Raw genomic sequence first — 15102 nt, 5'->3', positions numbered from 1 at the left:
TCGCGCTGTGGACAGGCGAGGGCCGGGTCGCCTCCGCGGTGCGGGTGGAGCTCACTGCCGGGCATACGCACGCGGGGACGTGATGGTTCAGCTGACCACCCGTTCCAGGGCCCGCAGGTCGGCCTCGAGCGCGCGGAACAGCAGGTACGAGCCGATGAAGGCGATGATGCCGCCCACACACAGCACCCGGACCGCGACGATCACCGAGGGGATGTCGGCGGGCGGCAGGAAGGTCAGCCCGGCCACCGCGAGCAGCGGCACCGAGGCGGCCACGGCCAGATACCACGTGCACCGGCGGCTCAACCCGCGCAGCCAGGCGCTGTCGTCGGCGCTGATCTCACCGTGGCGCAGGAACACGGGGTAGAGGCAGCGGATCAGGTAGAACGTGACGAGGAAGAACGGGTAAGCCACCGCGATAGCCCCGCAGACCAGCAGCGATGCGAGGAAGTGCACCACCGCCCGGCCGGGCACATTGCCGGTGGCCAGTTGCAGCGCGATGGGGAAGGTGACCCCGGCCAGCGCCCACAGGGAGAAGGCGACGACCACGGCTCGGTCGCCGAACCGGACGGTGTCGTGTCTGGCCCGGCGCAGGGTTGCCGGGTCGTAGCGTCTGCCCTTGCGTAACCCGCCGGGCACACCCAACAGGAAGCGGGCCAGATAGATCAGCAGCGCCGCACCCGCGGGGAAGAACACCAGGTTCACCCCGGCCGTGATGATGATGAACGTCTGCTGCGCCGTCTCGCCGAGCCGGCTCACCACCAGCGTCTGATTGTGCTGGATGTTGTACCAGGAGGCCAGGGCGTTGGGAATGCCGATGGCCAGCACCAGAACCAGCAGCGGCCAGCGCCGCAACCGGATCCGCCAGCTGTTCGGCGGTGGGTCGACCAGGTCGCGAGCGCGTTCGTCCAGGCACAGGTCGAACTGTTTGGCCAGCGTCGCGCCGTCGGCCCAGCGGCCCGCCCGATCGGGCGTCAGACAGGTGAGCAGGACGCGGCGCAGCGCCGACGGGCAGTTCGGCGGCACCCGCTCCATCGCGGCCGGGTCGACGCCGGAACTGCGCCGCTCGAGCATGGCCTCGAGGGTGGTCTCGTCGCCTCGGCCCTCGGCTTCGGCGGTGGAGTCGTCGAACGGTTTCGCCCCGGTGAGCAGCTCCCACAGCACCACGCCGAGGGAGTAGATGTCGGCGCGGGTGTCGAGGTCGGCGGCGCTGCGGCCGCGCCCGGGATGACAGGCCTCCAACTGCTCCGGCGACATGTACGACAGCGACCCGCCGAAGTAGGCGACCGGGCTCGTGCCCTCGACCGACCGGCTGAAACTGATGTTGAAATCGGCCAGCTTGGGCACGCCCTCGGCGGTGAGCAGCACATTCGCCGGTTTCACGTCGCGGTGCAGCACACCGTGCGCGGCGGCGTAGTCGAGCGCCTCGGCCAGCCTGCGCCCCAACCAGGCGACGGTCTCGGGCCAGCTCAGGGCGGCGATCTCGGCGCGCACACTGGAATCGGTCGGGCGGATCTCGCCCTTCTCCTCCATCGCCGCGTCGACCGCCTCGAGCAGCAGTTTGCCGCTCCGCTCGGCGGGCGCGGTCGCGCGAACCCAGCGCAACAGGCCCAGCAGCGTGCCGCCCGGCAGGAACTGCATGTACAGCAGCCGCAACCGGCGCGCGCCCGTGGGCTCGGGATCCGCGTCGAGCAGCTGCTGATCGAACACGCGGACGATGTAGTCGTGGTCGAGCTGGGCGAGCGTCTGCGGTTCCGTGCCGCGATCGGCGGAGATCTTCACCGCGACCAGCCGCTGCATGGACCGCTGTCGCGCCAGGAACACCCGCGCGAACGCACCTGTACCCAGTCCGGTGAGCAACTCGAAGTCGCCGATCCGCTGACCGATCTCGATCCGGTCGAGCGCGACGAACGCACCGGGCACCGAACCGGCCGCCGTGGCGGCCGAGGGCGCTGACGCGGGCGCGGTCGCTGTCGCGGTGAGATCGAAGTTCGGCACCTGAGTACTACGGGTCTGCTCGGGTGGCTGGTTCACCGTCGCGTCGGGGTCGACGGCGCGGTGGGTGCTCTGGTCGAGGTCGTCGGCGTTGAGCAGGGCGCGCAGGCTGGGGGCCTGGTGCGGGTACTCGCGCAGGCAGTCGCGCGGGTCGACCCGCTCACCGCTGTGCCTGCGGATCACGAACTCCTCGAAGACCAACCCGGCGGGCAGTGCCTCGGGTTCGAGTTCGGGAAACTCCGCGCAGTACTCGGTGAGCCGTTTGCGGGCGATGGTTTCGGCGGCGTGATGCAACCACCGCTGACGCAGATCCACCCGGATCAACTCGTGCAACGCCTGCCTGCGCAACGTGCGCGCATCGGGGAGGAACTCGGCGATATCGGGCGGTTCGCCGTCGACCGTGCCCCAGGCGGCGGCGAATGCCTCGACCATGTCGGCGCGCACGTTCAGATACCGACCGGTACTCGCGTCGGGTTGTTCACCGCTTGCGGTGCTATCACTCATCAGCCGACCTAAGGTTCGCGCGGATCGGTACGAATTTCCTTCCGCCACACCCGACGTCATCGTGCCCCGAGCCGTACCCGAAATGATAACTTGCGCCTGGAGAGCTGATCACCCGATTTTCGACGACCATGCGACGGGGGCGAATCCGCACATGCACGATGACCTCACAGCGGTAGCATGGGAGTCCGTCGACGACGACGGCGTGACGGACGCTGAGGTGGCGATGAACTCCTCCCACCAACCCGCCGACGACTTCCCGATCGGCGGCCCGGCCGCAGCCCTGGCCGCGCGGGTGCGAGCGGGCACGATCACGCCCGCCGACGCCGTCGCCGACGCGCTCACCCGCATCTCGTCGGAGAACCACAAGATCAACGCCTTCACCGTCGTGCGCTCCGAGCAGGCGCGCGCGGAGGCACTCGAACTCACCGCGCGACCCGATCTGGACGAGCTGCCGCTGGCCGGGGTTCCGGTCGCGGTGAAGCAGAACATCGCCGTCGCGGGGGAGCCGACCACGGCCGGTTCGGCCGCCACGTCCGCCGCGGTGGAACCGGCCGATCACCCGGTGGTCGCGAGATTGCGGGCGGCGGGCGCGATCGTCGTCGGGCTGACCGCGATGCCCGAGCTCGGCCTGTGGGCCAACACCGACGCCGACGGGCGCGTCACCCGCAACCCGCGCGATGTGGGCCGCACGCCGGGTGGTTCCTCCGGCGGCGCGGCCGCGGCCGTCGCGGCAGGCCTGGTCCCCATCGCGCACGGCAACGACGGGCTCGGCTCGATCCGGGTGCCCGCCGCCGCCTGCGGTGTCTTCGGCATCAAACCAGGTCGCGACGTGGTCCCCGCCGGCATCGGCGCCGACTCCTGGTCGGGCATGGCCGAGAACGGCATCCTCGCGACCACCGTCTCCGACGCCGCCCTCGCCCTCTCGGTCCTGGCCGACCGCAGCGATCTGGCCGACCTACGGCCGCCGCAGCGACTACGTATCGGACTGGCCGTGGCTCCGCCGTCGCGACTGGTCCGGGTTGATCGGCACTGGACGGCGGCGGCGCGCACCGCGGGTGCGCGCGCGGCAGCGGCCGGGCACCTCGTGGAGCCCGTCGAACTGCCCTACGGCGACGCGGCACTGGCGATGCTGCTGCGCTGGCCCACAGCGGGATTGGCCGACGCCGAACGACTGGCCGACCCCGAGCGGCTCCAACCACGCACCCGCAGACACCTGGCCCTCGGCCGGCTCATCCGCCGCCTGCGCCTGGTCCGGCCGAGCCAAGCCGACCGGGCCGAAGCCAGGCTGCTCGACTTCTTCGAGAACTTCGACGTGGTGATCACCCCGACGCTGGCCGCCCCGCCGCCCAAGGCGCGGCAGTGGAGCAGGCGCGGCTGGGCTGCCAATGTCGCGTCCTCGGTGCGCTACGCCCCGTTCACCGGCGTGTGGAATCTGGTCGGCTGGCCTGCCGCCTCACTGCCGATGGGCATCCATCCCGAGGCGCACACCCCGCTCGCCGCGCAATTGGCAGGCCCACCCGGCACCGAGGCGACCCTGCTCGGCCTGGCCGCCCAACTCGAACTGACGAACTAGACCGCGATCGGCTGCGGTGCCTGCGCGGGCTCGGAGAAACCACCGTCGACAGCGCGACCGGCGAATTCCAGAATCGTCGGACGGGTGTCGTCGGCGCGCCAGGCGACGGCCAGTTCGCACGGCGAAAGACCGGCGACCGGCCGCGCGGTGAGACCGGGCCAGCGGTACATCGGCACATTGTTCTCGGCCAGCAGACACACACCGAGGCCGAGGCTCACGGCCTCGAGCTTGTCCTCGGGGGTGGCGGCTTCGGCGCCGATCTTGGCCGCGCGACCACCGCGCGCGTCGTTGCCGAGCCAGAAATCGCGCACCGCACCGGCCTCGGTCGGCAGGGCGACGAACGGTTCGTCGAGCAGATCGGCGAAGTCGATGGTGTCGCGCTCGGCCAGCGCGTGGTTCTCCGGCAGCAGCACCCAGCGCGGCTCGGTGCGCAGCACCTGCCAGCGGTAGCGGTTGGGGTCGGGCAGCGGCAGCCACACCAGGGCCAGGTCGGCCTGGCGGCCCGCGAGGCCGCTCGACGGGTCGTTCCAGGACGCCGCGTGCAGTGCCAGGCGGTGTCCGCTGGCGCTTTCCAGATCGTTGAGCAGGCCGCGACCGAGCGCGGACTGGATGCCGACGCGCAGCACCTCGCCTGCTTCCTGGAGGGACACGTTGGTCACCTCCCACAGCTCGAGGATCTTGCGGGCGCCCTCGAGCAGTTCCTTACCGGCGACGGTGAGGGCGACGCTGCGCTGATTGCGGTCGAACAGGACCACGTCGAGTTGGCGTTCGAGCTGGCGGATCTGGCGGGAAAGCGTCGGCTGGGCGATATGCAGCCGCTGAGCGGCGTTGGTGAAATGCAGTTCCTCAGCGACGGCGACGAAATACCGCAGATCGCGCAAATGCGGGTCCATAGCACCTTGCTATCAGAATCGGTCGGGAAAATCTAGCCAAAACGGGCAGAGAAGTTCGCGAAAGCGGGTCAAAACAGTCACCAGGTCGGTATCTCACAGCATATGGCCTGGCATGGTGCATCGCACCACCGAGTCCGATCGAATTTCGCCGACGAGCGATGTGAGCGGCCTCATTGCCTCACCTGGGCGTTTGACCAGGGCAAATGCGTTGCTTTTCACAGCGGGATCGGTGCTTCGCGCGCTGTCGCGGGGCCTTGTGGCGGCGCGCTGACCACGCAGAACCGACGAATTGGTGACATTGATCACAATCAGGTTTGCGGAACCTACTTGCCGCCCTTGAGTCGCCACACCTTGGCCAGGTCCACTCGCCGCAGCCCACGCGCACCGGCCAAGCGCATCGCCGCCACCGCCACGACGAGTTTGTTCATGTCGTAGGGGAACCAGAACAATTCCTTGGTCATGGTCGGCAGCTTCGGCGCCGTGATCGCCTGGGCGCGGCAGTACTTGCGAATCCCGGCCGCGCCACCCCAGCGCGCGCCGACGCCCGACTTGCCCCAGCCACCCATCGGCATGGCGAAATTGAACAGGTTGGCGAACACGTCGTTGATGTTCACCGCGCCCGCGTTCAGCCGGCGCGCCACACGTTCGCCACGCGCCTTGTCGCCCGTCCACACCGACGCCGACAGGCCGTAGATCGAATCGTTGGCGAGCCGCACCGCCTCGTCCTCGTCCGCCACCTTCATCACCGGAAGGGTCGGACCGAAGGTCTCCTCGGCGACACACGACATCGAATGATCAACGTCCACAAGCACTGTCGGCTCGAAGAAGGTGCCGACGCCGGTCGGTTTACCGCCGGTGGTCACCCGTGCGCCCGCCGCGACGGCCTCGTTCACGTGACGTTCCACGATGCGCAGCTGGTTCTCGTTGGCCAGTGCGCCGACGTCGTTGCGGGACTCACGGTCGTCGGCGCCTTGGCGCAGTGCGGCGACGGCCGCCGTCAGCTTCTCGACGAATTCGTCGTAGACCGGTGCCTCGACATACACCCGCTCCACCGAAATACACACCTGACCGGCGTTGAACATGCCGCCGAAGGCGATGCCGTGCGCCGCGCGGTCCAGGTCGGCGTCGGCCAGGACGATCGCCGGGTCCTTACCGCCGAGCTCGAGGCTGTAGGGCACCATGCGGTCGGCGCAGGCCTGCGCGATCTTGCGGCCGGTCGCGGTGGAACCGGTGAACTGGACGTAGTCGGCGTTGTCGACCACGGCCGCTCCGGTCGCGCCCGCGCCGGTCACCACCTTGAACACCGGCGGCGCGCCGATCTCGGCCCAGCCGCGCGCCAGCTCGACCGCGGACAGCGGCGTCACCTCCGACGGCTTGAGAATCACGGCGGCACCGGCGGCCAGCGCGGGGAACACGTCGATCGCGGGCATCGCGAGCGGGAAGTTCCACGGGGTGATGACACCGACCACCTGATACGGCCGGTAGGTGACGGTGAGGGCCTTGACCCTGGCCAACGGGCTGTGCGGCGACGGGTGATCGTCGCCGAGGAACTTGGCGGCCCGGCGCGCGTAATAGCCGGCCAGGTCGACGGCGAAGGCCGGGTCGATCAGGGCGTCGACGCGCGGTTTGGCGGTCTCGGACTGCAGCACGTCGGCCAGGTGTTCGGTGTTGTCGATCAACCAGTCCTGCAGCTTCAGCAGCCACTCCTTGCGCCCGTTCGGCCCGATGGCTTCCCATTCGGGCTGGTAGAGGCGCAGTTCGCGGACGGCGGCCGCGACGTCGTCCGGGTCGGTGACGGGCACCGTTCCCACGGAGTCGCCCGTTGCCGGATTGCGGACGTCGATCACCTGGTCGATGTGTGTCACGGTTGTGCTCCCCACTGCGTTGTGTGAATCACAACCAGCCTGGCACGGCCGTGCCCGTACGTCACGGGTTATCGGCGCACCGGTTCCCCGGTGCGCGCGAATCGTCCTCGTCTAGCCGGTCTCGGACACCTCGGCATCGCGTGCCGCGATCCGGCGCAACGGGGGTTCCGTCGGCGGCGGCACGCGGCGATCGGGGAGTTCGGCGAGGAGAGTGGTCGTGGCCGCGGCGATGGCGGCGACGGCCTTGTCGACCGCGGGTTTGGTGGTGCTGCTCAGCCCGGAGATGCCGCCGACTTTGCGCACATATTGCAAGGCGGCAGCGTAGATCTCCTGCTCGGTGGCGGCAGGCTCCAGACCACGCAAGACGGTGATATTTCTACACATGACAGAACAATAGACCTGTGGGGCACATCACTGCAGGACAAGAAGACACTAGACTCGGCCGCATGCCTGCTCGGGGAGTACCAGCGCTGACCACCTTTCCCTACCCGGAACTCGACGAGCGCGAGGAAGACCACTGGTCGGGGGCGGGCGTCAGCGACGACGAGCTGCGCGCCCTGGCACTGGGTGCCTTCTATTCCACCCGCTGGGACGCCTTCCACGACGCCATGCTGCTCGGTCCCGAACGCGAACACCCCCTCGGTGACCGGCGTGAACTCGCCATCGACACGCTCACCGGCGCATGGGGGATCACCGACGGCAACGAGGCGCGCGCTTCGATGGAACAGCTCCTCGAAGGCATGCACGCGCCCCTGTACGCGCTGGTGCATCCGCTGGTGATGGCGTCCGTCAATGCCAGTGAACGCGACCGCTTCGGCGAACGCGCCGACCGGCACCGCGCCTTCCTACGCCAGGTCGGGTCGTTCCGCGGGATGGACAACCCGGAGGCGCTGGTCCGCGACTACGACATCTGGGCCCAAGCCATCAAGATCGGTTTCACCGAGCACCTGGCCCGCCCACTGCCCAACGACATCCACGCCTGGGACCTGGCGCGCGTGGTCGCGGTGGCGCGGATGGCGTTCACGGCCGGGTATCTCGAGGCCGACGTGGCGTGGGAGTACGTCATGCGGGCATTGCCGCCCGCCCAGCGCCGCTACCGCAACTGGCGTCAGTTCGGCGACGCCTATCTAGCGGGCTGGACGTACTGGCAGGCCACCGAGGATCTCGCCGAACTCAAGAACGGCGGCGTCGACCGGCGGATGGAACTGCTGCGGCTGTGGACCCGCCCGACCAGCCCCTGGCGGCGCATCGAACTCAACGAGTCCGAACCCAAGACCGAGGCGCCGGCCGAAGAACCCAGCTGACCGAGCTACAGGCTGCGTAGGATCCCGCGGCCGTAGCGCTGGAACTGGGTGTCGTCGACCATGCCGAGCGAATGCCGCTCCACCAGCAGCTCCCATTCGCTGTAGAGCTGGGTGACGCCGGGATCGGCCGGCCCGGGCGCGCCGTCGGCCGCCTGCCTGCGCACGGCGAAGTTCACCGCACAGGTCACGCGTTCGATGTCGGCCCGATCGACACCCGCGAAATGCAGGGTGCGATTGCCGTCGCTGACATCCATCCCCGAGCCGCCGTGCCTGGTGTCGACCTCGCCGGGCGCCGCATGACTCTCGACGGTCCTGGCTCCCAGAATCGCGGGAACGGGCAGTTCGTGGGCGTAACGATCGCCGCCGATGCCGATGAACAGCAGCCGGTCGGTCGTCGCCGCGAGCAGTCCGGCCCCCGAGCCCGCGGGTGGCGAGGCGATGGCGATCGCGGTCTCGAGCACGTATTCGTCGGAGGTGACGTACCGGTGCAGGGCGTTGATCGCCGAGCGGGCGTCCTTGCGCGGCGCCATCCGGCGCACGGCGCGGTCCACATCGGCGCGGACCGGCCCGGACTTGCCCCACTCGGGAGCGGGCGGGGTGAGATCGGGCGCGGCGATATCGATGCGCTGGGTGGCCATGATCTGGTCGTTGATCCGGTCGACGATGCCGAGCGCGGTCGGCACGTCGTGTTCGGCGATCAGCACCGGCAGCGGAGTGCGGTCGGCGGGCACACCGGTGAGCACGGCGGTGGGATATCGCAGGTAGATCTCGATCACCACCGCGTCGTCGGCGCGGCGGTTCAACCGGACTTTGAGCAGGTCGGCGATGGGAACATCGAGTACCCGTTCGCCGTCGGTACCCGGCCGCAGGACGGTGAGCCGCCCCTCGCCGTGGCGCAGAATCGCTGTGGGTGTTCGTAGCTCGACGATGTCCGTACCCCCTGCGCTGTAGTTGTGTCCTCGCCCACGATAAGACGGGCATGACATGATTGTGGCCACTTGCAACAACCCGGACGGGGTACTCGGGAACCTCTCCCGTTCCCCGGCCGTTTACCAGTGCAGCTGCACCAGCAGCCGAACTGCGCGATGTATCGACTAGACCGTACGCGGTAACGTGGCATGTCCGCATCCGAATCCCGCCGATCTCGACAGCTTCGCTAGGCACACCCCGGAGAAATAACCGGAAAGGACTGGGCCGTCCGGCCGACGCTCTATGAACCGCAAGACAGTGTTTCGCACCTTGGCGATCATCTCGGGCATCATGCTGATGATCTGGCTGTTCAGCTATCTCGGCGATGACACGCGCGGCTGGGAGAGTGTCGACACCTCCGTGGCGCTCAGTCAGCTGGAGAACAAGGAAAACGTCAAGAACGTCCAGATCGACGACAAGGAGCAGCAGCTCCGCGTCGAACTGAACAACGGCAACGACGCGACCAACAACAATGCCAAGATCGTCGCCAAGTACCCCGGCGGCGGCGAGACCTCCGCCAAGATCCTCGACGCGGTCCAGAAGTCGGGCGCGCCCTACGACACGGTGGTCAAGCAGGAGAGCTGGCTGTCGCAGCTGCTGCTGTTCATCGTGCCGATGGTGCTGCTGGTCGGCCTGTTCATCTTCGTGATGTCGCGCATGCAGGGCGGTGGTCGCGGCGGCATGATGGGCTTCGGTAAGTCCAAGGCCAAGCTGCTGTCCAAAGACATGCCCAAGACCACGTTCAAGGACGTGGCCGGTGCCGACGAGGCCGTCGAAGAGCTGTACGAGATCAAGGACTTCCTGCAGAATCCGGCCCGCTACCAGGCGCTCGGCGCGAAGATCCCGAAGGGCGTCCTGCTCTACGGCCCGCCCGGAACCGGTAAGACGCTGCTGGCGCGCGCGGTCGCCGGTGAGGCCGGGGTGCCGTTCTTCACCATCTCCGGTTCGGACTTCGTCGAGATGTTCGTCGGTGTCGGTGCCTCGCGTGTGCGTGACCTGTTCGAGCAGGCCAAGCAGAACAGCCCCTGCATCATCTTCGTCGACGAGATCGACGCGGTCGGCCGCCAGCGCGGCGCGGGCCTCGGCGGCGGTCACGACGAACGTGAGCAGACCCTCAACCAGCTGCTGGTCGAGATGGACGGCTTCGGCGACCGGTCCAACATCATCCTGATCGCGGCGACCAACCGCCCCGACATCCTCGATCCCGCGCTGCTTCGTCCCGGTCGTTTCGACCGGCAGATCCCGGTCGGCAACCCCGACCTGGCCGGTCGTCGCGCCATCCTGCGGGTGCACTCGGCGGGCAAGCCGATCGCGCAGGACGCCGACCTCGAGGGTCTGGCCAAGCGCACCGTCGGTATGTCGGGCGCCGATCTGGCCAACGTCATCAACGAGGCCGCGCTGCTCACCGCCCGCGAGAACGGGTCGGTCATCACCGGCGAATCGCTCGAGGAGTCGGTCGACCGCGTGATCGGTGGTCCGCGTCGCAAGAGCCGCATCATCAGCGAGCACGAGAAGAAGATCACCGCCTACCACGAGGGTGGGCACACCCTCGCCGCGTGGGCGATGCCCGATATCGAGCCCGTCTACAAGGTCACCATCCTGGCGCGCGGCCGCACCGGCGGTCACGCCATGACGGTGCCCGAGGACGACAAGGGCCTGATGACCCGCTCGGAGATGATCTCGCGACTGGTCTTCGCGATGGGTGGCCGCGCGGCCGAGGAACTGGTGTTCCACGAGCCGACCACCGGTGCGTCGTCGGATATCGACCAGGCCACCAAGATCGCGCGCGGCATGGTCACCGAGTACGGCATGAGCGCCCGCCTCGGCGCCGTGCGCTACGGCCAGGAGCAGGGCGACCCGTTCCTCGGCCGCTCGATGGGCGTGCAGGCCGACTACTCACACGAGGTCGCCCGCGAGATCGACGAGGAGGTGCGCAACCTGATCGAGGCCGCGCACACCGAGGCGTGGTCGATCCTGAGCGAGTACCGCGAGCAGCTCGACGCGCTGGCCACGGCCCTGCTGGAACGCGAAACCCTGCACCGCAAGGACCTCGAGGAGGTCCTCGCCGGTGTCGAGAAGCGTCCGCGCATCACCGCGTTCAACGATTTCGGTGAGCGCCTGCCCTCGGACAAGCCGCCGGTGAAGACCCCGGGTGAGCTGGCGCTCGAGCGTGGCGAGCCCTGGCCGCCGGTGCAGCCGGCCCCGGTTCCGGTGCCCAACGGCGCCCCGCCGCAGCCCAACGGCTACCCGGGCCAGCAGCCCTACGGTCAGCCCGCCCCGCCCGCCGCCGGATACCCGCTGCCCAACGCACCGACCCAGGCGTTCCCGCGCCCGACCGGCACGCACGGTTCGCGTCCGGACTACGGCGCCCCGGCCGGTTGGTCGGCGCCCGGCTGGCCGCCGCGCGAGGAACAGCAGCAGCCGCAGGGCCAGGGTGGTTGGTCACAGCCGCCCCAGCAGCAGGCCCCCCAGCACCAGCCGCGCCACGGCAGCGAGTTCCAGCCGTGGGGCGAGCAGCCGACCGCACCGCCGCAGCAGCCACCTGCGCGCGACGCGGAGCCGGACACCAACGAATGGAACGGCCCGAACGGCCGTTGACGGACCCCCGTCGCGCCCGCCCGGTCGGCCCGACTGGAACTACACCAGGCGGCGCACCGATCGGGCGCACGCGTCGCCGATCGTGCGCAAGCGTTGCCGATCGTGCGCGCGGCGAGCGAGACGGGTGCGGCGCCGCGTCCCGCGCGTGGTGCCTGTCGAGTCTTTCCAGCCATGTGTGCCGCTCCCGGCAGGCATGGTGTGCCGCGCGCAAGGTCACGTGTCGCGGATGCGGGACCGCGGACACCAGGCCGAGCTGCTGCGGTCGGCCCCGCGCCAACTACGCTGGGATGTTCGAGCCGGATCGTTTCGGCTCTGGTTACCGTCCGAGTCGGGACGTTCCGGCTCTGGTGACCGCCCGCAGCCGGACAGACCCGGTAGCGGTACCGGATTGACCCGGAGGTGTGGAGAAGTTGTCGGCCAATAGGAAAGTCGCTGAGCCGGCCGGGAACGGTTCGGGGTTCGACCCGGCCGGTGAGCTCGGCGAGACGAGCCCGGCCGAGCTGACGGCGCTGGCGACGGGCCGCCCGTTCGACCAGCAGCGCGCCGAGAACGCGGTGCGCGAACTGCTGCTCGCGGTCGGCGAGGATCCCGACCGACCCGGCCTGCTCGACACCCCGGCCCGCGTGGCGCGCGCGTACCGCGAGATGTTCGCCGGCCTCTACACCGAGCCCGACGAGGTGCTCGCCACCACCTTCGACGAGGGTCACCAGGAACTCGTGCTCGTGCGTGACATCCCCATGTTCTCCACCTGTGAGCATCACCTGGTGTCGTTCCACGGCGTCGCGCACGTCGGCTACATCCCCGGCCCGCACGGCCGGGTGACGGGCCTGTCGAAGCTGGCCCGCGTGGTGGACCTCTACGCCAAACGCCCCCAGGTGCAGGAACGCCTCACCAGCCAGGTCGCCGACGCGGTGATGCGCAGGCTCGACCCGCGCGGCGCGATCGTGGTGATCGAGGCCGAACACCTGTGCATGGCGATGCGCGGTATCCGCAAGCCCGGCGCGAGCACCACCACCTCGGCGGTGCGTGGCCTCCTACAGACCAATGCCGCCTCGCGATCCGAGGCGCTGGACCTGATCCTGCGCAAATGAACCAGCCCCTCGTGACCGCGCGGGGCGGCCGCTCATGTGTGGTCATGGGCGTGGTGAACGTGACCGCCGATTCGTTCTCCGACGGCGGTCGCTATCTCGATCCCGAACTCGCGATCGCGCACGGTGTCGCCTTGTACGAGGCGGGCGCCGACATCGTGGATGTGGGTGGTGAGTCCACCAGGCCCGGCGCCGACCGCGTCGACCCGGCTACCGAAGCCGCGCGAGTCGCGCCGGTGATCCGCGGGTTGGTCGCGGCAGGGGTGCCGACCAGTGTCGATACCATGCGCGCCGAGGTGGCCGAGGCGGCGCTGGCCGCCGGTGTCGCCGTCGTCAACGACGTGTCCGGCGGGCGAGCAGACCCGGACATGGTCCGGGTGGTCGCCGACGCGGGCGTGCCGTGGATCCTCATGCACTGGCGCGCGGGCGCCGACTACCGCCACACCGGCCCGGCCGACCACTACGACGACGTGGTCGCCGAGGTGCGCGCCGAACTGCGCACCCAGGTGGACCTGGCCGTGGCCGCTGGCATCGCCGCCGACCGGCTGATCCTCGATCCGGGCCTGGGTTTCGCCAAGAACGCCGACCACAACTGGGCCCTGCTCGGTGCCCTTCCGGAGCTGGTCGCCGACGGCCTGCCCATCCTGATCGGCGCGTCACGCAAACGTTTCCTCGGCGCCCTGCTCGCCGACGAATCCGGCCCGCGCCCGCCCGACGGACGCGAGGTCGCCACCGCGACCGTATCGGCGCTCGCCGCGACCCACGGCGCCTGGGGCGTGCGCGTCCACGACGTGCGCGCTTCGCTGGACGCCGTCACCGTTGTCGATGCGTGGCAGCGCGCCACCGCCGCCCGAGGAGCCGCCCGATGAACTCACCGCTGCTGCCCCCGCCCGCCGACCGGCCCGCGTCCTCGCGCATAGAACTGCGCGGGCTCACCGTGTTCGGCAGGCACGGCGTGTTCGATTTCGAACGCCGCGACGGTCAGGAGTTCGTCGTCGACCTCACCGTGTGGGTCGATTTCGCGGCCGCCGCGGCCTCCGACGATCTGGCCGACACGGTCGACTACGGCGCCCTCGCCGAACGCGCCGTGCGCATCGTCGCTGGTCCGCCGCGCGATCTCATCGAAACGGTGGTCTCCGAGATCGCCGACGACGTGATGACCGACCCGCGGATCGAAGCGGTCGAAGCGGTGCTGCACAAGCCGTCGGCACCGATCCCGCACACCTTCACCGACGTGCGCGTGGTCGCCACCCGCTACCGCACCGCGGTGCCGGAGCCGCGCCGATGACCCGTGCGGTGCTCTCGATCGGCGCCAATCTGGGCGACCGGCTCGCCAATCTGCGCAGCGTGCTCGACGCGCTGGGGGAGCGCACCCGCGCGGTGTCACCGGTGTACACCACAGCGCCGTGGGGCGGGGTGGAGCAGGACGACTACCTGAATGCCGTTGTGGTGGCCGAGGATCCGTCCTTCGACGACTACGACTGGCTGCGTTTCGGGCAGCGGCTCGAGCAGGCGGCGGGCCGGGTGCGTGAGGTGCGCTGGGGCGCCAGGACGCTCGACGTCGACATCGTGCAGTGCGTCGACGGCGGCGAAGCCGTTGTGCGCGACAGCGATCCGACGCTGATCCTGCCCCACCCCGAGGCGCACCACCGGGCGTTCGTGCTGGTTCCGTGGCTGGACGTCGAGCCCGATGCCCGTCTGCACGTCGACGGCGCCCAGGTGCCCGTCGCCGACCTGCTCGCCGCCGTCGACCCCGCCGAACGCGCGGGTGTGCTCCGCACCGACCTGGTCCTGCGCGAAGGCGCCCGCCCGTGCTGAAACCGACCCGGCTGCTCGACCTCGCCCTGAATGTCGTGCTGGCCGCGGCCATCGCCTGGACCGCGACCCGCTTCGCCTATTCGACCTTCCCGTCCATCTCGGTGCTCGCCGGCGCCTCGCTGCTGCCGGTGGCCGGGATCGAAGCGGCGCTCGGGTTCGTCGTCAAGAACCGGATCGCCGAGCAGCGCATCGGCGACGGACCGGGTGAACTGCATCCGATCAATGTGGCGCGGGCGGCCGCGCTGGCCAAGGCGTCGTTGCAGGTCGGTTCGCTGGCGGCGGGCGTGTGGCTCGGCTTCCTGCTGTGGGTCTTCCCACAGAGCGGCACGGTGACGGCGGCGGCGTCGGATTCACCGGGCGCGGTGGTCGGTCTGCTCGCCGGTTCCGCCCTGGTTGCTGCGGCTTTGTGGCTCGAGTACTGCTGCCGCGCGCCCGACGAACCACCGGACGAACCGGCAACCACCTAGCAACTTGCGAATGGAATCACCCCCGTTGTCG

At 69.6% G+C, this 15102-nt stretch carries 13 protein-coding genes; 8 read left to right on the top strand and 5 right to left on the bottom strand.

The annotated features are described in order from the left end of the window. Positions 1-87 precede the first annotated feature (87 nt). Complete coding sequence (locus ACSVDM_RS23250; RefSeq protein ID WP_439267808.1) at positions 88-2496, bottom strand: protein kinase domain-containing protein; 2409 nt, start codon at positions 2494-2496, stop codon at positions 88-90. 223 nt (positions 2497-2719) lie between these two features. Here ACSVDM_RS23250 and ACSVDM_RS23245 point away from each other — a divergent pair, with 223 nt between their 5' ends. Beyond that, entirely contained in the window at positions 2720-4069 is a 1350-nt protein-coding gene (locus ACSVDM_RS23245; protein WP_439267876.1) for an amidase, read from the top strand. Here ACSVDM_RS23245 and ACSVDM_RS23240 read toward each other — a convergent pair. The 3 genes from ACSVDM_RS23240 to ACSVDM_RS23230 all read right to left on the bottom strand — a co-directional run bounded on the left by ACSVDM_RS23240 (position 4066) and on the right by ACSVDM_RS23230 (position 7211). Further along, a complete protein-coding gene (locus ACSVDM_RS23240; RefSeq protein WP_067495793.1) occupies positions 4066-4962 on the bottom strand; it encodes a LysR family transcriptional regulator in 897 nt (298 codons plus the stop codon). The two genes, ACSVDM_RS23245 and ACSVDM_RS23240, sit on opposite strands and share 4 nt — an antisense overlap. 323 nt (positions 4963-5285) lie before the next feature. Continuing rightward, complete coding sequence (locus ACSVDM_RS23235) at positions 5286-6827, bottom strand: aldehyde dehydrogenase family protein (RefSeq protein ID WP_439267806.1); 1542 nt, start codon at positions 6825-6827, stop codon at positions 5286-5288. 111 nt (positions 6828-6938) lie between these two features. Beyond that, positions 6939-7211, bottom strand: coding sequence for a DUF2277 domain-containing protein (locus tag ACSVDM_RS23230; protein ID WP_067495790.1), 273 nt, complete (start codon positions 7209-7211; stop codon positions 6939-6941). 62 nt (positions 7212-7273) lie between these two features. Between ACSVDM_RS23230 and ACSVDM_RS23225 the strand changes: the two genes are divergently transcribed. Next, the gene (locus tag ACSVDM_RS23225; RefSeq protein WP_067495788.1) at positions 7274-8131 is read left to right on the top strand and encodes a DUF1266 domain-containing protein; all 858 of its coding nucleotides are present in this window, start codon (positions 7274-7276) and stop codon (positions 8129-8131) included. Positions 8132-8136: 5 nt separating this feature from the next. On the opposite strand, the gene ACSVDM_RS23220 is transcribed toward ACSVDM_RS23225, so the two are convergent. Further along, a complete protein-coding gene (locus ACSVDM_RS23220) occupies positions 8137-9117 on the bottom strand; it encodes a hypothetical protein (protein ID WP_245655391.1) in 981 nt (326 codons plus the stop codon). A 226-nt stretch (positions 9118-9343) separates the two neighbouring features. On the opposite strand from ACSVDM_RS23220, the gene ftsH reads away from it, so the two are divergent. The 6 genes from ftsH to ACSVDM_RS23190 all read left to right on the top strand — a co-directional run bounded on the left by ftsH (position 9344) and on the right by ACSVDM_RS23190 (position 15071). Next, positions 9344-11698 carry an ATP-dependent zinc metalloprotease FtsH gene (gene ftsH, locus ACSVDM_RS23215; protein WP_439267803.1) on the top strand — a complete coding sequence of 785 codons (2355 nt, stop codon included), beginning with the start codon at positions 9344-9346 and terminating at the stop codon, positions 11696-11698. A 500-nt stretch (positions 11699-12198) separates the two neighbouring features. Continuing rightward, positions 12199-12789 (top strand): GTP cyclohydrolase I FolE, encoded by a 591-nt coding sequence (folE, locus tag ACSVDM_RS23210; protein ID WP_067495894.1) that lies wholly within the window; start codon positions 12199-12201, stop codon positions 12787-12789. Then, a complete protein-coding gene (folP, locus tag ACSVDM_RS23205) occupies positions 12786-13655 on the top strand; it encodes a dihydropteroate synthase (RefSeq protein ID WP_439267801.1) in 870 nt (289 codons plus the stop codon). The genes folE and folP overlap by 4 nt, the downstream gene beginning before the upstream one ends. Continuing rightward, a complete protein-coding gene (gene folB, locus ACSVDM_RS23200; protein WP_067495891.1) occupies positions 13652-14074 on the top strand; it encodes a dihydroneopterin aldolase in 423 nt (140 codons plus the stop codon). The genes folP and folB overlap by 4 nt, the downstream gene beginning before the upstream one ends. Then, entirely contained in the window at positions 14071-14604 is a 534-nt protein-coding gene (folK, locus tag ACSVDM_RS23195; RefSeq protein WP_439267799.1) for a 2-amino-4-hydroxy-6-hydroxymethyldihydropteridine diphosphokinase, read from the top strand. Before folB ends, folK begins: the two co-directional genes overlap by 4 nt. After that, positions 14598-15071 (top strand): DUF3180 domain-containing protein, encoded by a 474-nt coding sequence (locus ACSVDM_RS23190; protein WP_067640545.1) that lies wholly within the window; start codon positions 14598-14600, stop codon positions 15069-15071. The genes folK and ACSVDM_RS23190 overlap by 7 nt, the downstream gene beginning before the upstream one ends. Positions 15072-15102 lie beyond the last annotated feature (31 nt).

This window comes from Nocardia sp. JW2 (assembly GCF_051843015.1).
Taxonomy (GTDB): Bacteria; Actinomycetota; Actinomycetes; order Mycobacteriales; family Mycobacteriaceae; genus Nocardia; species Nocardia coubleae.
This window is presented reverse-complemented; position numbering and strand designations above follow the sequence as displayed.